The 19473-nt window shown below is 73.0% G+C and carries 17 protein-coding genes; 12 read left to right on the top strand and 5 right to left on the bottom strand.

Annotated features, from left to right (window positions below):
* Nucleotides 1-524 precede the first annotated feature (524 nt).
* On the top strand, nucleotides 525-1352 hold the full coding sequence (locus AIF0345_RS11850; protein WP_285296256.1) for a GNAT family N-acetyltransferase: 828 nt from the start codon (nucleotides 525-527) through the stop codon (nucleotides 1350-1352).
* A 42-nt stretch (nucleotides 1353-1394) separates the two neighbouring features.
* Here AIF0345_RS11850 and AIF0345_RS11845 read toward each other — a convergent pair whose 3' ends face one another.
* The 4 genes from AIF0345_RS11845 to AIF0345_RS11830 form a co-directional block, all read right to left on the bottom strand.
* A complete protein-coding gene (locus AIF0345_RS11845; RefSeq protein ID WP_285296255.1) occupies nucleotides 1395-2237 on the bottom strand; it encodes an oxidoreductase in 843 nt (280 codons plus the stop codon).
* A 193-nt stretch (nucleotides 2238-2430) separates the two neighbouring features.
* Entirely contained in the window at nucleotides 2431-3519 is a 1089-nt protein-coding gene (locus AIF0345_RS11840) for a substrate-binding domain-containing protein (protein WP_285296254.1), read from the bottom strand.
* 69 nt (nucleotides 3520-3588) lie between these two features.
* Complete coding sequence (locus AIF0345_RS11835; RefSeq protein ID WP_268916943.1) at nucleotides 3589-4581, bottom strand: ABC transporter permease; 993 nt, start codon at nucleotides 4579-4581, stop codon at nucleotides 3589-3591.
* Entirely contained in the window at nucleotides 4578-6086 is a 1509-nt protein-coding gene (locus AIF0345_RS11830; protein ID WP_268916944.1) for a sugar ABC transporter ATP-binding protein, read from the bottom strand. The genes AIF0345_RS11835 and AIF0345_RS11830 overlap by 4 nt, the downstream gene beginning before the upstream one ends.
* Before the next feature lie 257 nt (nucleotides 6087-6343).
* Between AIF0345_RS11830 and AIF0345_RS11825 the strand changes: the two genes are divergently transcribed.
* The 6 genes from AIF0345_RS11825 (at nucleotide 6344) to AIF0345_RS11800 (ending at nucleotide 13705) form a co-directional block, all read left to right on the top strand.
* Nucleotides 6344-7486 (top strand): LacI family DNA-binding transcriptional regulator, encoded by a 1143-nt coding sequence (locus AIF0345_RS11825; protein WP_268916945.1) that lies wholly within the window; start codon nucleotides 6344-6346, stop codon nucleotides 7484-7486.
* Complete coding sequence (locus tag AIF0345_RS11820; protein WP_268916946.1) at nucleotides 7483-8301, top strand: nucleotidyltransferase domain-containing protein; 819 nt, start codon at nucleotides 7483-7485, stop codon at nucleotides 8299-8301. Before AIF0345_RS11825 ends, AIF0345_RS11820 begins: the two co-directional genes overlap by 4 nt.
* A 192-nt stretch (nucleotides 8302-8493) precedes the next feature.
* Nucleotides 8494-10887 carry a glycoside hydrolase family 3 N-terminal domain-containing protein gene (locus AIF0345_RS11815; protein WP_285297941.1) on the top strand — a complete coding sequence of 798 codons (2394 nt, stop codon included), beginning with the start codon at nucleotides 8494-8496 and terminating at the stop codon, nucleotides 10885-10887.
* A 215-nt stretch (nucleotides 10888-11102) separates the two neighbouring features.
* Nucleotides 11103-11879: an SDR family NAD(P)-dependent oxidoreductase gene (locus AIF0345_RS11810; protein WP_285296253.1), complete on the top strand. Its 777-nt coding sequence runs from the start codon at nucleotides 11103-11105 to the stop codon at nucleotides 11877-11879.
* Between the two features lie 76 nt (nucleotides 11880-11955).
* Nucleotides 11956-12762 carry an alpha/beta hydrolase family protein gene (locus AIF0345_RS11805; RefSeq protein WP_052374695.1) on the top strand — a complete coding sequence of 269 codons (807 nt, stop codon included), beginning with the start codon at nucleotides 11956-11958 and terminating at the stop codon, nucleotides 12760-12762.
* Between the two features lie 172 nt (nucleotides 12763-12934).
* The gene (locus tag AIF0345_RS11800; protein WP_285296252.1) at nucleotides 12935-13705 is read left to right on the top strand and encodes a carboxymuconolactone decarboxylase family protein; all 771 of its coding nucleotides are present in this window, start codon (nucleotides 12935-12937) and stop codon (nucleotides 13703-13705) included.
* Nucleotides 13706-13762: 57 nt separating this feature from the next.
* Here AIF0345_RS11800 and AIF0345_RS11795 read toward each other — a convergent pair whose 3' ends face one another.
* Complete coding sequence (locus AIF0345_RS11795) at nucleotides 13763-14329, bottom strand: NAD(P)H-dependent oxidoreductase (protein ID WP_285296251.1); 567 nt, start codon at nucleotides 14327-14329, stop codon at nucleotides 13763-13765.
* 146 nt (nucleotides 14330-14475) lie between these two features.
* Here AIF0345_RS11795 and AIF0345_RS11790 point away from each other — a divergent pair, with 146 nt between their 5' ends.
* From AIF0345_RS11790 to AIF0345_RS11770, 5 genes are all read left to right on the top strand, one after another.
* The gene (locus AIF0345_RS11790) at nucleotides 14476-15006 is read left to right on the top strand and encodes a hypothetical protein (protein WP_285296250.1); all 531 of its coding nucleotides are present in this window, start codon (nucleotides 14476-14478) and stop codon (nucleotides 15004-15006) included.
* A 53-nt stretch (nucleotides 15007-15059) separates the two neighbouring features.
* A complete protein-coding gene (locus tag AIF0345_RS11785) occupies nucleotides 15060-15644 on the top strand; it encodes a methylated-DNA--[protein]-cysteine S-methyltransferase (RefSeq protein WP_285296249.1) in 585 nt (194 codons plus the stop codon).
* A 679-nt stretch (nucleotides 15645-16323) separates the two neighbouring features.
* On the top strand, nucleotides 16324-17154 hold the full coding sequence (locus AIF0345_RS11780; protein ID WP_285296248.1) for an alpha/beta hydrolase family protein: 831 nt from the start codon (nucleotides 16324-16326) through the stop codon (nucleotides 17152-17154).
* A gap of 62 nt (nucleotides 17155-17216) precedes the next feature.
* A complete protein-coding gene (locus AIF0345_RS11775; RefSeq protein ID WP_285296247.1) occupies nucleotides 17217-18716 on the top strand; it encodes an alpha-amylase in 1500 nt (499 codons plus the stop codon).
* A 156-nt stretch (nucleotides 18717-18872) separates the two neighbouring features.
* Nucleotides 18873-19457 carry a DJ-1 family glyoxalase III gene (locus tag AIF0345_RS11770; RefSeq protein WP_273166084.1) on the top strand — a complete coding sequence of 195 codons (585 nt, stop codon included), beginning with the start codon at nucleotides 18873-18875 and terminating at the stop codon, nucleotides 19455-19457.
* The last annotated feature ends 16 nt before the right edge of the window (nucleotides 19458-19473 follow it).

The raw sequence follows: 19473 nt of genomic DNA, 5'->3' as shown, positions 1-19473 counted from the left end.
GGGGCTCTCCGGGGCCCCAGGAGGCCGACCTCGACGGGAAAAAGGTGGCTCCTACGCACTTTTAACACCGGCGCTCGCCCCGCCTTCGCTGCAGAACCGCAGAATCACGCCGATCCCCGCCGCGCTCAAGGCTGCCGAACACCTTAAAAGTGCGTAGGAGCCACCTTTTTGATAGGGCCGCAGCGCATGGCGGGCGTCAGGCCCCGGGCGTCAGGCCTGGGAATCACTCATCTAAGTCATCCACTAGGTCATCCACGCCGATGGGGAGGGTGCGCTCCGGTATCGGCCGCGTTGCAGACTGGTCATGAGCTGGGCGCCCGTTGAGATCGAGCTCGGCAGTCGGCAGATCGAGGCGGCCTCGTCCTTCCCCCGACCTTGCCTGGGGCCGTGACTGCGATTCACCCGCCCCTTGCTGCTGCGGGTCCTGTCCGGCGTGGTTCCCCTGGTGCTCGTCCAGGTGGGCCGCAGCGCCATGATCCTCGCCCACGACGTCTACGGGCAGGCCGGCCACGAACGGCCAGCAGGTGCTGGTCATTGGGCTCATCACCTTGGCGGTGAGCGCCGAGATCATTGTCGATGAGCCCCGCGAGCCGCTCACGGCGACGGCCGCCGCCCTGCTGGCCGGCGGGATTATGATCTGCCTGGTGGCCTCCTGGGGCTTCCTGGCGCTCCTGACCGGGCGCCGCCGCTGGCCGTGGGGCTGGCGCCGTCGTCGCCTGCTGGGCGACCGCCCTGCCCGGCGTGCTCGCCGTGGTGGCCACGGCCGTCTGCCTGGCAGGTATCGGCATGTGGTACACGCGCGATGCGGCCGGCGCCATACGCACAATGGGCGCATGAGAATCCGCCCGAGAATCCGCACGGCCTCGCCCGCCGACCTCGACGCCGTCGCCGAGCTGGAGGCCCTCTGCTTCCCGCCCGCCGAGGCCGCCGACCGCGAGACGATCGCCGCGCGCCTGGCCGCCTACCCCGACCACGTCTGGCTCGCCGTCGAGGACAGCCCCGACACCGACGGCCCCGAGCGGCTGGTCGCCTGCGTCAACGGCATGTGCACCGACCTGCCCGACCTGGCCGACGAGATGTTCTCCTGCGCCGAGCTGCACGAGCCCGACGGCGCCTGGCAGATGATCTTCAGCGTTGCAACCGCTCCCGACCGCCGGGGCCGGGGCCTGGCCGGCGCGCTTGTGCGGCACGCTGTCGAGGACGCCCGCTCCAGCGGCCGCCGCGGGGTCGTGCTCACCGCCAAGGACGCCCTCGTCGGCTTCTACGCCCACCTCGGCTTCCGCGACGAGGGCGTCTCGCGGGAGTCCACCCACGGCGGCGCCGTCTGGCGCCAGATGCGGCTGATCCTGTAGGTCCGGTAGGCCCGTGAGCCGCGGCGGGAGCCACGCGGCCCCTCAGCCCGCTGCCGCGCCCCGCATGATCCGGTCGAACAGGCGGGCGGGCAGCAGCGCGTGGGCGGCCACGAGCGGCTTGGCCCCCAGGCCGACGAGGTAGCGGGACCGGGGGCGCCTGGCCTCGACGGCCCCGCGGATGGCCCGCACCACCACCTGCGGGTCGCTCATCCGCCTGCTCGCGTACAGCCTGCGCATGTTCGCGGCCACCCTGCCGGCCGCCTTCTCATAGGCGCCGCCCCGGGCGGAGCTCTCCAGGTGGTCGGCGGCAATGGTGCCCCAGTCGGTCCTGATGCCACCGGGCTCGATGAGGACCACGTCGATGCCGAAGTCCGCGACCTCCATGCGCAGGGCGTCGGACAGGGCCTCGACGGCGTACTTCGTGGCGTGGTACCAGCCGCCCATGAAGGTTACGAGACGGCCGCCCATGGAGCTCATGTTGATGATCGTGCCCGAGCGGCGGGCGCGCATGTGCGGCAGGACCGCCCTGGTCAGGGCGGCCAGACCCAGGACGTTGACCTCGATCTGGCGGCGCGCCTCGGTCAGGTCCACGTCCTCGACCGCCCCGAAGGAGCCGTAGCCGGCGTTGTTGACCAGGACGTCGATGTGCCCCTGCTCGGCCATGATCGTCTCGACGACACCGGTGCAGGCGTCCTGGTCGGTGACGTCGAGCGCGACGGGGGTGACGCCCAGGGCCCGCAGCGGCCGCATCCGCTCCACGCGCCGCGCCCCGGCGTAGACCGTGTGCCCGGCCCTGGCCAGGGCCCCGGCCGCCTGGAAGCCGATGCCGCTGCTCGCGCCGGTGATGAGGACGACCCTGCCCGTCCTTCCCGTTCTCCCAGCCATGGGATCCTCCGTGTCCTGCTCGTGCTCGTGTGCTCGTTCGAGCAGCACGGTAGCCGCTGCGCCCTGCCGCGGGCGGGAGCAGCGCCGGGGGCGCGGGCACGCCGGGCGCATAGGGTGCGCCCGACGCCGCCCCGCAAGCCGGCCGCGGGCGCACCCGGCCGCGGGCGCACCCGGCCGCCCGACGCCGCCCCGCTCAGTCGTAGAGCAGGATCGACAGGTCGGCGTCGTCGATGTTGCTCGCGTCGTACCAGTGCGAGCCGGTGTCCACGTCCCCGACCGTCTCGCCGGCGGCCGCCCTCGCGGCGATCTGCACCGCCTGGTAGCCCATCTGGTAGGGGTCCTGGGTGACCGACCCGAGGAAGGCGCCGGAGCGCACCGCATCCTTCTGGGACTTGCCGGCGTCGAAGCCGACGACGAGGAGGTCCTTGTACTCGCCGGTCTCGCGGTCCAGCGCGGTCGCGTCGCTGGTGGCGGAGATGACCCCGTTGACGGTGTCCTGGTTGCCGGCGAACAGGGCGACCAGGCCCTGGGTGCCGAGGATCGAGGTCGCCGCCGACTGGATGTCGGCCTGGCTCGTGGTGGGCGGGACCGTGACGACGATCTTCACCCTGGCGGGCTTGTCCGAGGCCCGGGTCCAGTGCTGCTGACCCGAGACGTCGATGGCGCCCGCGAGCCCGTCGAGCTTGCCCAGCTCGTTCACCAGCGTGTCGATGAAGCCGTCGACCCGCTGGATGATCGAGCCCGAGGTGGAGTCCTGGGCCAGGACGCCGACGACGGCGGGGGAGGCGGCGGTGCCCGCGGCGACGGCCCTGCGGAAGGCCTCGCTGGCCGCGAGGTTGCTGGCCACATTCCCTCCCGCCAGGGCGTTGTCGGTGGTCGCGGTCGCCAGGACGGCCCCCGAGGCGTCGTCGGGAATGCCGGAGTCGAAGCCGATCACGGGGGTGCCCTGCCGCTTGGCGGCCACGAGGGCGTCCTGGACGGCGTCGGGCTGGCAGGCCGCCAGGGCGATGGCCGAGGGGCGCTGGTTGACGGCGGCGGCGAGCTGCTCGACCTGCTGGGACACGTTGCTCTCCGCGTCGGGCCCGTTGGTCACGAGCTTGACGCCGAGGGACTCCGCGGCCTCCCGGGCGCCCTTGAAGGCCGCCTGGTAGAACTGGTTCTGATAGCTCTTGGAGATGATGATGACGGTCGTGGCGTCGTCGCCCGCGCACGCGGACAGCAGCGTCACAGAGCATGCGGCGCCCAGGGTGGCGAGCGCCGTTCTGCGGGTGATGGGGGCCATGGGCTGGAGATCCTTTCGAGATCCACGGGTGGGGTGGGAGGGGGGCGCGGGCCGGCCCCGTCCGGACGGTCATGAGCGGCGGGCCCGCCTGCTGCGGATGACGTCGAGCAGGACCGCGAGGATGACGACGGTCCCGATGAGGAACTGCTGCCACTGGACCGGCAGGCCCATGGAGAGCAGGCCGGTCTTCAGGACGCTGATGACGAAGACGCCGATGATCGTCCCCCACAGGGAGCCGACGCCTCCGGCCAGCGACGTCCCGCCGATGACGCAGGCGGCGATCGCGTACATCTCCTGGCCGTTGCCGGTCTGCGGGGTGATCGCGGAGAAGGTCGCCGCGTAGATGGCCCCGGCGAGCCCGCAGAAGAACCCGTTGAGGACGTAGACCCAGAACTTCCAGCGGGAGACGATGACCCCGGACAGCTCGACGGCCTCCTCGTTGGAGCCCATGGCGTAGGCGTACCGGCCGAGCTTGGTGCGGTTGAGGATGAACCAGGCGATGGCGAAGAACCCGGCGAGCCAGAGCGCCCCGACGGGGAAGGTGCCGGCCTTGTACAGGACGGTCTTGAACCACCCGTCGGAGGAGGTCAGGCTCGGGTAGGTCTGGGTCTGGACCTTCGCGGCGACGGCGCACAGGCCCAGGGAGATGAACTGCATGCCCAGGGTGGCGATGAACGGGGGCAGCCGGAAGAAGCCGACGAGGACTCCGTTGCCGACCCCGAACAGGAGGCCGGTCCCCACGACGACCAGCAGGCAGACGAGGATCGGCAGGTGCCACACGTTGTAGGCGACGCCGCCGACCAGCGCCGCGCCGACCATGACGGTTCCGGCGGACAGGTCGATGCCGGAGGTGATGATGACGAAGGTCATCCCGATGGCGAGGTAGCCGATGTAGTAGGAGGAGTCGAGGATCGACACGAAGGTGCCGGGGGACAGGAAGCGGGTGCCGAAGATGGCGAAGTACACGTAGAGGATGACCAGGGCGGCCAGGGCCATCAGCTGCTGGGTGGCCTGGGGGGAGAGCTTCTTGCCGAGGGGATTCTTCAGGAGGTTGGTCTTCATGCTGCTTCACGTGCTTCCTGAGCTGTCGCCAGCTCCATGATCTTGATCTGTGTGGCCTGCGAGATGTCGAGCTCGCCGGTCTTACGTCCTTCGCACATGACGACGACGCGGTCGGACAGGTGGAGGACCTCGTCCAGGTCGGAGGACACGAGGATGATCGACTTGCCCTCGGCCACCAGGCTGCGCATGAGCCCGTAGATCTCCGAGCGCGCCCCGATGTCGATCCCGCGCGTGGGCTCGTCGAAGATGAAGATGTCGACGTCGTGCAGCAGCCACTTGGCGAGCACGACCTTCTGCTGGTTGCCCCCGGACAGGTTGCGGACGAGCTGGCGGATCGAGGGCGTCTTGATGCGCAGCCTGTCCACGTAGCGCCTGGTGGCCTCGGCCACCTGCCTGCCGAGGACGACCGGCCCCCAGCTGAGCCGGTCGTAGGAGGGCAGGGCCGTGTTGTCGGCGACCGACAGGCCGACGGCGAGCCCGTAGCGCTTGCGGTCCTCCGACAGGTAGGCGATGCCGGCCCTGACGGCGTCCCGCGGGTGGTGGAAGGCGACCCGCTCGCCCTTGACGGTGATGCGTCCGCCCGTCGCCGGGTCGGCGCCGGCGAGGATCCGCATGGTCTCGGTGCGCCCGGCGCCCACGAGCCCTGCGAATCCGAGGATCTCCCCGGCGCGCAGCTCGAAGGAGACGTCGGTGACGTCGGCCGAGCTCAGGCGGTCGGCCTCCAGGACGACGGCGGCGTCGGCGGGAACGGCCGAGGCGCTCTTGGGGGCGTTGACGACCTGCCGCCCGACCATGAGCTCGATGATCTCGTCCATGGTGGTCGAGGCCGTCTCCAGCGTGCCCACGTGGGTTCCGTCCCGCAGCACGGTGATCCGGTCGGAGACGTCCATGATCTCGTGCATGCGGTGGGAGACGTAGACGATGGACACGCCCCGCTGCCGCAGGCCGCGCACGCGCTCGAGGAGCTCGGCGCTCTCGGCCTCCGACAGGGCCGCGGTCGGCTCGTCGAGGATGAGCACCTTGGTCTCCCGGAAGGACAGCGCCCGGGCGATCTCCACGATCTGGGCCTTGCTGACCGTCAGGTCCCGCAGGGGCGTGCGCGGGTCGACGCCGATCTCGTAGTCGTCGATGAGCGCCTGGGCGCGGCGGTTCAGGTCGCGGTCGGAGATCCTCAGCGAGGGGGACTCCCGGCCTATGAAGATGTTCTGCGCGACCGTCAGATCGGCCATCATGTTGAGCTCCTGATGGACGATCGAGATGCCCGCCTCCTGGGCGTCGCGGATGGAACGGAACCGTGCGGGCGCGCCCTCGTACTCGTAGACGCCGGAGAAGGTGGGGTGGATGCCGGTGATGATCTTGACCAGCGTCGACTTCCCGGCGCCGTTCTCGCCGACGAGGGCGTGGACCTCCCCTGGTCGGAGGTCCAGGGAGACTCCTTTGAGAGCCTGCACGCCTGGGAAGGACTTGGCGATGTCCTCCATGTGCAGGCGCGGTTGAACTGTCATGTCTGCTCCATTGCATGGAATTGCCGGAATTGCCGGAATTGCGCGGACCCGTCACGGGGGGCGGGTCCGGGTGGGATATGGGGCCGTCGGGCGGGCTTGCGGCGCCGGGCCCGACGGCGGGGGTGCGGCACGCTCCTCTCCGTTGAAGAACCGCTGAATCACAAGGGTGACAACGATGTCATCGTTGGCGGTGATGAAAACGATAGAATCGATCGCTGCTAGAGTCAAGGGTCTGAACGAGATCCGAGGGGGCCGAGATGGCAGCGACGCCGCTGACGCCACTGACGCCGCCGACGCCGCGGGCCGATGAGCCGAGGCGCCGTCCGACGATGAAGGAGGTCGCGGCGCTGGCGGGCGTGGGCACCAAGACGGTCTCGCGCGTCGTCAACGGCGAGCCGCTGGTCTCCGAGAGCACCTCGCAGCGGGTGTGGGCGGCGGTCCGCGAGCTGGACTACCACGTCGACCTGCGGGCGGGCAGCCTGCGGCGCCCCGGAGGCGCGACGCACACGATCGCGCTGCTGGTCAGCAGCGTCGCCAACCCCTTCGCCGGCGAGGTGCACCGCGGCGTCGAGGACGTGGCCCGGGAGCGCGACGTGGCGGTGATCGCCTCCAGCCTCGACGAGGACCCCGAGCGGGAGGCCCGGGCGGTCAAGGACTCCATGAGACGCCACGTGGACGGGATCATTGTGGACACGGTGTCCTCCGGCGGGAGCGCCCTCGGCTCGATCCTCGACCTCGGCGTGCCGGTCGTCTTCGTGGACCGCGTGCCGCGGGGCGTGGAGGCCGACTGCGTCACGAGCGACACCCGGGAGGCGGCCGCGCGCGCGACCCGGCACATGCTCGCCCACGGCCACCGGCGCCTCGCCCTGCTCACCGAGCCGCTCACGGTGCCCACGGCGGCCGAGCGCCGCCGGGGGTTCCTCGACGCGCTGGGCGAGGGCGGGCTGTCCCGGGACGACGTCGTCTCGGCGACGGGGCTCACCGGCGCGGCCGCCGCCGAGAAGGCCCTGAGCCTCATGCTCCGCTCCGCCGATCCTCCCACGGCGGTCTTCAGCGCCCAGAACCTCGTCACCGAGGGGGCCCTGCACGCGCTGTGGCGGGCCGGGGTCCAGCACGCGGTAGCCCACGTCGGCTTCGACGACATCCCCCTGGCCGACCTCCTCGACCCGGCCCTGACGGTCGTGCGCCAGGACCCGCGCCGGATGGGCCGGCTCGCCGCCGAGCGGCTCTTCCGCAGGCTCCAGGGCCCGCTCGCCCCCGAGCGCCTCGTCGTGCCGACCGAGCTCATCGTGCGCGGAAGCGGGGAAATCCGGTGGCCGGCCCGGGAGCCGGCCCGGGGCGGGAGCGGGCCGACGGCGCGCGCATCCGCCGGCCCGGACCCGACCCGGTCAGAACCATGAGCCGCCCCGTGCCGTCCACCGACCCGCGGCCCGTCGACCTGCGCGCCGCCGGTGCCGCCGTCGTCGCCCGTGCCGTCTCCCACGAGCTGCGCCGCCTCGAGGAGGCCGAGGGGGCGCGCGTCCTGCTCGCCGTGGAGTCCGGCAGCCGGGCCTGGGGGTTCGAGTCGCCCGACTCCGACTTCGACGTCCGCTTCGTCTACGTCCGCCCCCTCGAGCACTACCTGCGTCTGGAGGGCGCGCGCGACGTCCTGGAGTGGCGGCTCGACGAGGTCCTCGACATCAGCGGCTGGGACCTCGACAAGTCCCTGCGCCTGGCGCGCGGCGCCAACCCGTCGTTCTTCGAGTGGCTCGCCTCCCCGATCGTCTACGCCGAGGACCCCGCCTTCACCGCCGTGAGGGACCTGGCCGCCGACTGCTTCTCGCCGGTCGCCTCCGCCCGCCACTACCTGAGCATGGCCAGGGGGCAGATGGCCGCGTGCACCGCGGGCACGATCCGCCTCAAGAAGTACCTGTACACCATGCGCGCGCTCCTGGCCGCCCGCTGGGTCGTGGCCGAGCGCGCCCCCGCTCCCATGCTCTTCGGCGACCTGGTGGGCGCCGAGCTCGAGGACTCCATGAGCGGTCTCGTCGAGGAGCTCCTGGCGGCCAAGACCGCCTCGGGCGAGAGCGACGAGCGCCCGCGCGTCCCGGCCTTCGACGCCTGGGTCGCGGGCGCCCTCGCCGAGCTGGAGGACGCCGTCGGCGCCCTCGCGCCCGGGCCCAAGGTGCCCTGGGGGCGCCTCAACGAGGTCTTTCTCGCTATCGTGCGGGGATGATCGCGATATTGACCGGACGGAAAAATTACGCGATGCTTGGGGCGTCGGCAGATCCACGCGGCCCAGGCGGTCGCGACAACCCGCTGCTGCCCACGACAATCCGCAGCAAGCACAGCAAAGGAGCTCCACGTGCCGCTCAACCAGTATGAGATCGACCACCTCGCCACCGTGCGCGCCAGCGCACCCGAGTCCATGGTGCTGCTCCGCTCCGACGGCTCCTTCCCCCTGCCCGGGGCGGGCCGGCTCGCCCTCTACGGCTCCGGCGCCCGCCGCACCGTCAAGGGCGGCACCGGGTCCGGCGACGTCAACTCCCGCCACGTCGTCACCATCGAGGAGGGCCTGGAGAAGGCCGGCTTCACCCTGACCACCAAGGCGTGGCTGGACGCCTACGACGCCGTCCGCGAGCGCGCCCACGCCGGCTTCATCGCCGACATCAAGGCCCGCGCCAGTGCCGCCGGCGTGCCCGCCCTCGTCTACGGCATGGGCGCCGTCATGCCCGAGCCCGAGCACGACCTGCCGCTCGACGCCGAGGGCGTCGGGGGCGAGACCGCCGCCGTCTACGTGCTCGCCCGCGTCTCCGGGGAGGGCAACGACCGGCGCCCCGAGCACGGCGACGTGCTCCTGACCGACGCCGAGGTCCGCGACATCCTCGCCCTGGACGAGCGCTACGAGCGGTTCCTCCTGGTCCTCAACGTCGGCGGCGTGGTGGACCTGACACCGGTGAAGGACGTGAGGAACATCCTCCTGCTCTCCCAGCTGGGCGCCGCCGTCGGCGACTCCTTCGCCGACGTCCTGCTTGGGGCGGCCTACCCCTCCGGCCGGCTGTCCACCACCTGGGCCGCCTGGGGGGACTACCCCGCGGTCGGCGACTTCGGCGACCCCGACGACACCCACTACCGGGAGGGCGTCTACGTCGGCTACCGCTACTTCGACTCCACCGGGACGGCCCCGCTGTTCCCCTTCGGCTTCGGCCTGGGCTACACGGGCTTCGCGCTCGGCGAGCCGGCCGTCGACCTGGACGGCTCCCGGGCGAGCGTGCGGGTCCGAGTGACCAACACCGGCGAGCGCGCGGGCAGAGAGGTCGTCCAGGTCTACGTCTCCGTCCCGCCCGGCGGCCTCGACCAGCCCTACCAGGCGCTCGCGGGCTTCAGCAAGTCCGCCGAGCTCGCCCCCGGCGAGCACCAGGACGTCGTCGTCTCCATCGACCTGGCCGACCTGGCCTCCTACGACGAGGCGCGCGCCGCCACCGTCCTGGAGGCCGGCGACTACGTGGTGCGCGTGGGCGTCTCCAGCCGCGACACCGCCCCCGCCGCCGTCATCGGCCTGGCCCGCACCACCGTCGTGCGCGAGCTGCACGACGTCCTGGGCGAGGCGGGCTTCACCGACTGGAGGCCGGCCGACCCCGCCGCCGTCGAGGTGCCGGGCGGCGTCCCGCGCCTGGCGGTCGAGCCCGCCGCCCTGCGCCGGGCCGACCGCTGCGAGCCGGTCGACCTGGCCGAGGCCCTGGGCTTCGTCGAGGGGCTGTCCGACGACGAGCTGTCCTACGTGGTGCTCGGCGACTACCGGGACGGGGCCGAGTCCCAGTCCATTATCGGGGCGGCCGCCCAGACCCTGGTGGGCGCCGCCGGGCAGACCACCACCCGCCTCGAGGGCCTGCCCAGCCTCGTCATGTCCGACGGCCCGGCGGGCCTGCGCATCGCGCCGCGGGTCGGCATCGACGACGAGGGCGCCTTCGCGCTGGACTCCGCCCTGCCGGCGGACTTCGCCGAGCTCATGGACGACGAGGCGCAGAAGATGCTCGGGGCCATGATGGGGACTCCCGATCGGCCGCGCACGCCCGAGCGCACCATTGAGCAGTACGCCACCGCCATCCCCATCGGCACCGCCGTCGCCCAGTCCTGGAACCCCGACCTGGCCGAGGCCCTCGGCGACCTCGTGGGCGCGGAGATGGACCGCTTCGGAGCGCACCTGTGGCTCGCCCCGGCCTTCAACCTGCAGCGCTCCATCCTGTGCGGGCGCAATTTCGAGTACCTCTCGGAGGACCCGCTGCTGGCCGGGCGCGTGGCCGCCGGCATCACCCGCGGCGTCCAGAGGCACCCGGGGCGCGGGGTGACCGTCAAGCACTTCGCCCTCAACAACCAGGAGACGAACCGCCTGAACTCGTGCAGCCACGTCTCCAAGCGGGCCGCCCGCGACCTGTACCTGCGCAGCTTCGAGATCGTGGTCCGTCAGGCCCGGCCCCACGCCGTCATGACCTCCTACAACCTCCTCAACGGCGTGCACACCTCCGAGTCGGCCGAGCTGCTGGAGACCGTCCTGCGCCGGGAGTGGGGCTTCGAGGGCCTGGTCATGACCGACTGGGTCGTGGACGGCATGGCCCGCACGGACCTGAAGCACCCGCGCGCCACGGCCGCCGCCACCGTCAAGGCCGGCAACGAGCTGTTCATGCCCGGCTGCGAGGCCGACCGCCAGGACGTCCTGGCGGCCCTGGCCGGCGAGAACGCGCGGGTCTCACTGACCCGCTCCGAGCTGGAGGAGCAGGCCGCGCGCGTGGTGCGCATGGTCTGGGCGCTCGCCGGGCGCTGAGCCGGGGCCGGACGACGATGCCCCGCCGGGCGCTGGGCGGGCGATCCCGCCGCGAGGGGAGGTTCTTGGTCCCTTGAGAAGCCCCGGCGGGCCCGGCATGGTTCTCGTGGGCCCGCGCGGGGCGGCGCACGCCGGCGCGGCCCCGCGCAGGACGCGCGGCGAACGTGCGAAGGGCAAGTGAAGAGCTCCCAGAGGGCTTCAGAGAGGACACCGTCATGAGCAGCAGTTTTGACCTCAGCGGAAAGGTCGCCGTCGTCGTCGGGGCGAGCTCGGGGCTCGGCGCCGACGCCGCCCGCGCCTACGCCGAGCACGGCGCCGACGTCGCGCTGCTCGCCCGGCGCCAGGAGCGCCTGGAGGCCCTGAAGGAGGAGATCGAGGCCACCGGGCGCCGCGCCGTCGCCGTGCGCTGCGACGTCACCGACGAGGACAGCTGCCGGGCCGCCGTCCAGGAGGCCATTGACGCCTACGGGCGCATCGACATCCTCCTGAACAACGCGGGGGTGGCCGTGCGCGGCGGCGTCGACACGCTCACCGACGCCGAGTGGGACCGCTCCTTCGACACCAACGTCAAGGGCGTCTTCCACGTCAGCAAGTACGTCGTGCCCCGCATGCGCGAGCGCGGCTACGGCAAGATCGTCAACATCGCCTCGGTCAACGCCGTGATCGCCGACAAGCAGGACGTGTTCATCCGCCACGCCTACAACGCCTCCAAGGCCGCGGTCCTGGGACTGACCCGGGGCATGGCCTGCTCCTACGCCCGCTACGGCATCACCGTCAACGCCATCGGCCCGGGCCTGTTCGAGTCCGAGATGACCGCGGACACCCTGTTCAAGAGCGAGGAGTTCCTGGCCGCCTACAACGCCCTGAACCCGGCCGGCCGCCCGGGCGGGCGGGGCGAGCTCAACGGGACGATCCTCTACCTCTCCTCCGACGCCTCCAGCTACGTCCAGGGACAGCTCATCCTCGTCGACGGCGGAGCGACCCTCGTGTGAGGCCCGCGCGGCAGCAGGGCCGCCACGCCGGTGCGCCGGCGGCGCCCTGCCGTCGCGCGTGGGCGACACTGAGCACATGACATCTCGCGCACGCAGCCACAGGCTCCAGGTCCTGGACGCGGGGGAGCCGCTGGACGGAGTCCTCGGCCTTCCCTCCGGCCCTCCCCCGGACCCGCCCGCGGGCCACGCAGACGGGCGGGTGCCCCTGGCCATCTGCTGCGACGGCGTCGCCGCCTCCCTGGCCGCCACCAACGACGTCGCCGACCATCTCAACCAGGTGGGCCTGGCAACCTTCCGCTTCACCTTCCGCGGCCGCTGGCCGGGCGGGGACATGACCGGCGTGTCCCTCCTGACCGAGGTCGCCGATCTCGACGCCGTCGTCGACGCGGCCCGGGCCGGGGCGGCCTCGGGGCAGGGGCCATGGGCCGCCATCGACGCCGAGCGCCTCGTCCTGCTCGGCCAGTCCCAGGGCGGCGCCGTCGCCCTGCTCACCGCGGCGCGGCGCCCCAGGCTGTTCGCCGCCGTCGTCGCCTGGCACCCGGCCCTGAGCATCGTCGACGACCTGCACCGCGGGCTCGGCTCCCTCGACAAGGTCGGCGAGACCTTCTCCTGGATGGGGCAGACGCTCGGGCGCCGCTATGCCGCCGACGTGTGGGACCTCGACATCTACGCCGAGCTCGCGGGCTACACGGGTCCCGCCCTCATCGTCCACGGCACCGCCGACAGCCTCGTCCCGGTCTCCTACGGGCGCCGCGCCGCGCAGGTCCTCCCGCACGCGCGCTTCGCGCCCATCCCCGGCGCCGGCCACGGCTTCCAGCGGGAGGAGCTGGAGGCGGCGCTCGCGGTCACCGACGACCACCTGCGCCGGGTCGGCGTGCTGTGAGCCCCGGCGGCCCGTGAGCCCCGGTGAGTCCGGCGCTCCAGTCAGGCTCTCCCAGGGCCTGTCGGGGGCGCGGCACGGGTGCCATGCTTTGTGACAGCTCGGGAGAGCCGGCCGGAAGGCTCCGCGGCTCCCCGTGAGTCCAGTGAGCCCAGAACCTGAGGAGAGATCCACCATGGCCCTGACCCCCGAGGCGTGCCAGACCTTCGCCCGACTGTTCGGCGCCGAGCCGGAGCCCCACCCCACTGACCCCGAGCTCTACGAGATCCTCCAGAACCAGATCTTCGGCGAGGTCTTCGCCACCGGGGTCCTCACCGACGGCGAGCGCGAGCTGCTCACCGTGACCGTGCTGGCCGCCATGCAGACGCTCCCGCAGCTCGCCGCGCACGTGAGGGCGGCCCTGAACGTCGGCGTCGCGCCGCTGGAGATGCGCGAGGCGATCTACCAGTGCGCGCCCTACATCGGCTACCCCAAGGCCCTCAACGCCGCCGCCACCGCCAACGAGGTCCTCACGGCCGCGGGCGTGGGCCTGCCCCTGCCCGACGCCGCCACCGTCGCCCACGAGCAGCGGGAGGCCGCGGGCGCCGCCATCCAGGCCCCGCTGTACGGCGACGAGGTCAAGGCGGTCTTCTCGGCGCTGCCCGAGCCCTTCGACAGGGTCGTCCCGCACCTGCTGACCTCGGGCGCCTTCGGCGACATGGAGACCCGCGACGGCCTGGACGTCGCTACGCGCGAGCTCGTCAGCCTGGTCGCCGTCGCCGCCCTCGGGGCGGCCGCCCAGCTGCGGCCCCATGTCGCGGGGGCCATCAGGGCCGGCAACACCAGGCAGAAGGTCGCCGCGGCGCTGGTGCAGGTCCTGCCCTACATCGGCGGCCCCTACGCCCTGTCGGGCCTGGTCCTCGTGGCGGGCTACGACGAGAGCGCCTCCTCGGAGGCCTACCGCTGAGGCCGCCGAGGCACCGCGCCCGGGCCTCGGTCTCGCCGCCCGGGCCCGCCGCTCTGCTTACTCGAAGGCGCCGAGCTGCGGGTGGTCGGGGGCGGCGAGCCAGGCGGCGTAGTCCCGCGCCCGCTCGGCGAGCTCCTCATCGGTCAGGCTCATTGCGCCGGGGGTGAGGAAGGGCACGGCGAAGCGGGTGCCGATCAGGTCGCTCGTCGCCTGGAAGGGGCGCAGCAGCTCGTGCAGCTCGTAGTGGACCGAGCCGGCGTGCGTGTAGCCGGCGGCCGGCCCGCCGGGGGAGACCGCCAGCGCCAGCTCCTTGCCGTGCAGGGCGGTGCCCGCCGGCCCGTAGGCCCAGCCGTAGGTGAGGACGTCGTCCTCCCACTGCTTGACCAGGGCCGGCGAGGAGTACCAGTACATGGGGAACTGCAGGACGATGCGGTCGGAGCCCTCCATCGCGGAGTGCTCGGCGGCGACGTCGATGCGGAAGTCCGGGTAGAGCGCGTACAGGTCGCGCACCTGGACCGGGCGCTCGGGCGTCCCGGCGCCGCGGGCCGCCTGCGCGAGGCGGGCATTGACCCGGGAGGCGTCCAGGTGGGGGTGGAACAGGAAGACGGTGGTGGTGCGGGCCATGCGAGATCTCCTTCACGTCGGGTCTGCGAACAGCCCCGAGGCTAAGGGCCGCCGGCGCCCGCGGAACAGGCCCTGGCAGAACCAGGCTCGGTCGGGCTCGTGCTGACGGTCCTGGCGGCCCGCCGCGGGCGCACCATCATGACCCCATGACTGCTGTGAGTGCATTGGCGGCGGGCGCGCGCGAGGGGGTGGACCTGGCCGGCGCCAGCCAGACCCTGCTGCTGGGGGAGGGCGAGCGCCGGCACCTGATCGCCGCCTCCGCCCTCGATCCGGACTGGCCCGAGCAGGTGGAGGCGGCCGGTGACGTCCTGGTGGTCGTCGAGGGCCTGACCATGTACCTCACCGAGGACCAGGTGCGCGGGCTCATGGGCATTATCGCCGGGAGCCTCCCCGGGGCGACGGTCCTGGTCGAGGTCATGCCGCGCCTGTTCCAGAGATACGGCCGGGAGCGCTCGGTCGTCGCCACCGGCGCGCGCTTCACCTACGGGTGCTCGGGCGCCGAGGAGCTCCGCCGGACGGCCGCCCCCGGGTCCGCGCTGCTCTACGACGTCCTCCTCACCGATGTCATCGGGCGCATGCGCCCCTGGCTGAGGCCGCTGCTGGGGCTGGCGCCGGCGCGCCGCCTCTCCCAGCGCATCCTGGTCCTGCGGGCCGCGCCCGCCACGCGCCGCCGGTAAGAGGCCGCCGCGGCGCAGGGCCCTTGAGAGAGCCTTTCTGAGAGACTGCCCTCATGCGTCATGTCCGCCATACCGCCATGCTCGCCTACGACTCGCCGCTGGGGCCCATGACCCTGGCCGCCGAGCTCGGCGAGGGCCTGCCCGACGACGGGGCGCTCGTCGGGGCCTGGTTCGACGGCCAGCGCCACGACCGGGCCGGGCTGGACGGCGCCGGTGCCGCCGTCGATCCAGGAGGCGGCGAGCCGGCGGTCCTCGGGCGGACCCGGGCCTGGCTCGACCTGTACTTCGCCGGGGAGGACCCGGGGGAGCCGCCCGCGCTCGCCCCCCGGGGCACCGGCTTCCAGCAGCGCGTGTGGGTCCGCCTGCGCGCCATCCCGCGCGGGGAGACCCGCACCTACGGGCAGATCGCCGACGCCGTCGAGGCCGAGATCGGCCACCGCTGCTCGGCCCGCGCCGTCGGGGGAGCCGTGGGGCGCAACCCGATCAGCGTCATCGTCCCCTGCCACCGAGTGGTGGGCGCCGACGGGTCCCTGACCGGCTACGCGGGCGGCACCGACCGCAAGATGCGGATGCTGCGCCTGGAGGGCGCCCGCCTGCCCGACCTCGGCGCCCCGCAGGACGGCCTGCCCGGGCTGTGAGCCCGCGCGCGGCGTGCGCGTGCCGAGCGGGCTGCGGCGCGCAGCGGTTCCGGCGGTCTCGGCCCTGGCGCGATCGGGTTGTGACCGATACTTCTGCTCCGGGTGCACCGGCCCCGCCGACCCGCCCGACCGGCTTCCGGCCCCTCGGCGGCACTGACGATCGCGACGAGGCGGCAGGCGTCCGGCGGGCCGTCGGGGACTTGATCCCATGGTCATTGACCCGAGTGACATCTGGATGTTCGGTCCCCGGGGCGCGCGGGTCTGCGGAGGGGGTTGCACATGGGAGAGGAGGGCTCTGCCGGAATGGGTGCCGGTTTTCCGCATGATTCCGCGGTTCTCCGCCATCCGTCAACTCGTCTTGACGATCCAGGCAGAACCCCGGAATCTCAACGAAAACCGATGCCCTTCTCGTCCGGTCGCCCCGCTCCCATGTGCGCCCCTCCGGGACTGGGCCGTTGGGCACCCGACTGGGCGCGCCTGCGTGATGGACAGGGCCGTCATCCCGGCCCGCACCGGTCCGACTCCGACGGTATGCGCGTTCTGCACGTACCGAGCGGGCCGCGGCGCCCTCCCGTAGGCTGTTGCGGTCCGTCGACGGCCTGCTGCCGTCGTCGGGCGCAGAAGGGAGCAGCGCATGTACAGGGACGCGGGTGGCGCCGAGCGGGACGGAGCCGCGACGATGAGCGACGTCCTTACGCGCGAGCTCAGCACCCCGGTGGCCGGCGGCACCGATGCGGGCGGCATGGACTCAGCGGACTCGCCCGGCCCGCTGGTTCACTCACTGGTCTACGTGCCCCGCGCGGCCGCCGCCGGGAGGGTGCGCGCGCCGCTGGTGGTGTGCTGCCACGGCCTGGGGGAGTCCGGGCTGCGCGTGGCCGGCATCGCCCAGCGGTTCGCGGCCGCCGGGGCGGTGGCCGTCGTCCCCTCCTTCCGCGGCGGCGGGGCGCCCACCGCCGGGCCCACGACCGGCATGTCGGTGCTCACCGAGATCGCCGACCTGGAGGCGGTGCTGGACGCGGCGGGCGCCTGGCCCTTCGTCGACACCGGCCGGACGGCACTGTTCGGACGCAGCCAGGGCGGGCTCGTCGCGGCGCTGACGGCCTCCCGACGGCCGACGCAGGTCGGCGCCCTCGTCCTGTGGTACCCGGCGCTGCGCCTGCCGGAGTCGATGCGCGCCCGCTTCGGCCCCGCCTCCGCCGCGCCGCGGACCTTCACCCACCGCGTCGAGGGGCGCGACATCGCCCTCGGGAGCCGCTACGCCGCCGACGCCCGGGGTCTGGACGTCGACGCCGAGCTGGCGCGGCTGCGCATCCCGGTGCTGCTGGTCCACGGCGAGCGGGACGCCGACGTGCCCATCTCGGTCTCCGAGGACGCGGCGCGCCTGCTGCCGGACGCCCGCCTCGTGCGGGTGCCCGGCGCCGCCCACGGCTTCGGCGACGAGCGGCTGGCCGACGCCGTCGCGCGCACCGAGTCCTTCCTGACCTGGTGCGAGATTCTGGAGGGCGCCTGAGCCCGCGGCGGTCCCGCCGGCTCCCAGGCGGCTCCCGGGCTCGCCTGGCACCGTGGCTGCACGTGAGCGACGAACCGATCAACCCCCTGCTGCTCCAGGCCTTCGCCTGGGACCTGCCCGCCGACTGCGCCCACTGGAGGCTCCTGGCCGACAACGCCTCCCTGCTGGCCGACTGCGGCGTCACCTCCGCCTGGCTCCCGCCCGCCTACAAGGGCCGGGCCGGGGCCGAGGACGTCGGCTACGGCGTCTACGACACCTACGACCTGGGCGAGTTCGACCAGAAGGGCTCCGTGGCCACCAAGTACGGCACGAAGGACGACTACCTCGCCGCCGTCGGGGCTCTCCACGCCGCCGGCATCGCGGTCGTGGCCGACATCGTCCTCAACCACCGCATGGGGGCCGACTCCACCGAGGTCGTGCGCGCCACCCCCATGGACCCCGCGGACCGGCGCCGCCCCATCGGGCCGGCCGAGGAGATCACCGCCTGGACCCGCTTCACCTTCCCCGGGCGCGCCGGGGCCCACTCGGACTTCACCTGGGACTGGACCTGCTTCCACGGCACCGACTGGGACGAGTCCCGCCACCTGGCCGGGGTGTGGCTCTTCGAGGGCAAGCAGTGGAACGACCACGTCACCGACGAGCTCGGCAACTACGACTACCTCATGGGCGCCGACGTCCACGCCACCGACCCCCGGGTCGCCGCCGAGCTGGACCGGTGGGGCCGGTGGTACGTGGAGGCCACCGGCGTGGACGGGCTGCGCCTGGACGCCCTCAAGCACGTGGGCGCGGACTTCTTCGCCCGGTGGCTGCCCGGGCTGCGCCGGGCCACCGGGCGCGACCTGCCCGCCGTCGGCGAGTACTGGTCGCGTGACGTCGCCGAGCTGGAGCGCTACCTGGAGGCCGTCCCCTCCACGAGCCTGTTCGACGTGCCCCTCCACTTCCGCCTCCACGCGGCCTCGACCTCCAACGGCGACATGGACCTGTCCCGCCTCTTCGAGGGCACCCTGGTGGGGGCCGACCCCGCCCGCGCCGTCACCTTCGTGGAGAACCACGACACCCAGCCCGGCCAGTCGCTGGCCTCCACCGTCCTGCCGTGGTTCAAGCCCTCCGCCTACGCACTGATCCTCCTGCGCGAGGCGGGAACCCCCTGCGTCTTCTGGGGCGACCTGTTCGGCACCCCCGAGACAGGCGACCTGCCGGCCGTCACCGAGCTGCCGCTGCTGATGACCATGCGCCGCGCGCTCGCGCACGGCCCCCAGCACGACGCCCTCGACGAGCCGGACGTCGTCGGCTTCGCGCGCGAGGGAGATGCCGCCCACCCCGGCTCGGGCCTGGCGGTGGTGCTGTCCGACCGCCGGGCGGGCTCCAAGCGGCTCGACGTCGGCGCCCGCCATGCGGGACGGCGGTGGGTCTGCGTCCTGGGCGGCCACGAGCCGGTCACCGTCGGCGAGGACGGGGCGGTGGAGCTGGCCGTGTCCGACGGCGGGCTGAGCGTGTACGCCCCCGAGTCGGCCCGGCCGCTTCTCGACGACGCCGAGTACCGCCTACTGAGGCAGCGCTGAGGGCGGCCCCGGAGCGGCCGGGGACACCGGCGCCGGGCCTTCCCGATCGCCTCCGGCCGGGACTATGGTCGGGGACGAGCGGCGCGCCCGCCGTGCACATGATCGTCCACCGCTACTCATCGCCATCCGTCATCCGCATTGAATTGAGGAGGAACCGTGCCCACACCGGACAAGCTGGCCACCGACGCCAGGGTCGCTGTGCTCATCGCCAACGGGCTGGAGGAGGTCGAGGCCCTGGCCGTCGTCGACGTGCTCTACCGCGCCGGGATCGCCGTCGACATGCTCGCCGTGGGAGACGACCTGTCGGTCACCAGCTCCCACCGCGTCACCTTCCGCTGCGACGCCCTCCTGGCCGACGTCGACCTGACCGACTACGCCCTCGTCTTCCTGCCCGGCGGCGTCCCCGGCACCCCCAACCTCAAGAGCACCCGGGCCGTGACCGACGAGGTGACCCGCCGCCTGGAGGCCGGCCTGCCCCTGGCCGCCATCTGCGCCGCCCCCTCCATCCCCGCCGAGCTGGGACTGCTGGCCGGCCGCCGCGCCACGGCCAACCCGGCCTTCCTCCGCGTCCTGGAGGACAACGGCGCCGAGACCAGCGAGGACAGTGTCGTGATCGACGACAACCTGCTCACCAGCCGCGGCATGGGCACCGCCATCGACCTGGGCCTGAAGATCGTCCGCCTCCTGCTCGACGACGCCGCCGTCGAGGCGGTCAGGAAGGGTATCGTCTACCGGCGCTGAGCGCGGCCCGAACCGG

Source organism: Actinomyces israelii (genome assembly GCF_030253495.1).
Classification (GTDB): domain Bacteria; phylum Actinomycetota; class Actinomycetes; order Actinomycetales; family Actinomycetaceae; genus Actinomyces; species Actinomyces israelii.
The sequence above is the reverse complement of the archived record's forward strand: the minus strand, read 5'-3'. Positions and strand labels throughout refer to the sequence as shown.

What these genes read in the sequence shown, in the direction of transcription:
- AIF0345_RS11835 (WP_268916943.1), bottom strand. Translation starts at nt 4,581, where the DNA reads ATGAAGACCAACCTCCTGAAGAATCCCCTCGGCAAGAAGCTCTCCCCC.
- AIF0345_RS11845 (WP_285296255.1), bottom strand. Translation starts at nt 2,237, where the DNA reads ATGGCTGGGAGAACGGGAAGGACGGGCAGGGTCGTCCTCATCACCGGC.
- AIF0345_RS11825 (WP_268916945.1), top strand. Translation starts at nt 6,344, where the DNA reads ATGGCAGCGACGCCGCTGACGCCACTGACGCCGCCGACGCCGCGGGCC.
- AIF0345_RS11840 (WP_285296254.1), bottom strand. Translation starts at nt 3,519, where the DNA reads ATGGCCCCCATCACCCGCAGAACGGCGCTCGCCACCCTGGGCGCCGCA.
- AIF0345_RS11780 (WP_285296248.1), top strand. Translation starts at nt 16,324, where the DNA reads ATGAGCGACGTCCTTACGCGCGAGCTCAGCACCCCGGTGGCCGGCGGC.
- AIF0345_RS11795 (WP_285296251.1), bottom strand. Translation starts at nt 14,329, where the DNA reads ATGGCCCGCACCACCACCGTCTTCCTGTTCCACCCCCACCTGGACGCC.
- AIF0345_RS11800 (WP_285296252.1), top strand. Translation starts at nt 12,935, where the DNA reads ATGGCCCTGACCCCCGAGGCGTGCCAGACCTTCGCCCGACTGTTCGGC.
- AIF0345_RS11810 (WP_285296253.1), top strand. Translation starts at nt 11,103, where the DNA reads ATGAGCAGCAGTTTTGACCTCAGCGGAAAGGTCGCCGTCGTCGTCGGG.
- AIF0345_RS11805 (WP_052374695.1), top strand. Translation starts at nt 11,956, where the DNA reads ATGACATCTCGCGCACGCAGCCACAGGCTCCAGGTCCTGGACGCGGGG.
- AIF0345_RS11790 (WP_285296250.1), top strand. Translation starts at nt 14,476, where the DNA reads ATGACTGCTGTGAGTGCATTGGCGGCGGGCGCGCGCGAGGGGGTGGAC.
- AIF0345_RS11820 (WP_268916946.1), top strand. Translation starts at nt 7,483, where the DNA reads ATGAGCCGCCCCGTGCCGTCCACCGACCCGCGGCCCGTCGACCTGCGC.
- AIF0345_RS11830 (WP_268916944.1), bottom strand. Translation starts at nt 6,086, where the DNA reads ATGACAGTTCAACCGCGCCTGCACATGGAGGACATCGCCAAGTCCTTC.
- AIF0345_RS11785 (WP_285296249.1), top strand. Translation starts at nt 15,060, where the DNA reads ATGCGTCATGTCCGCCATACCGCCATGCTCGCCTACGACTCGCCGCTG.
- AIF0345_RS11815 (WP_285297941.1), top strand. Translation starts at nt 8,494, where the DNA reads ATGGTGCTGCTCCGCTCCGACGGCTCCTTCCCCCTGCCCGGGGCGGGC.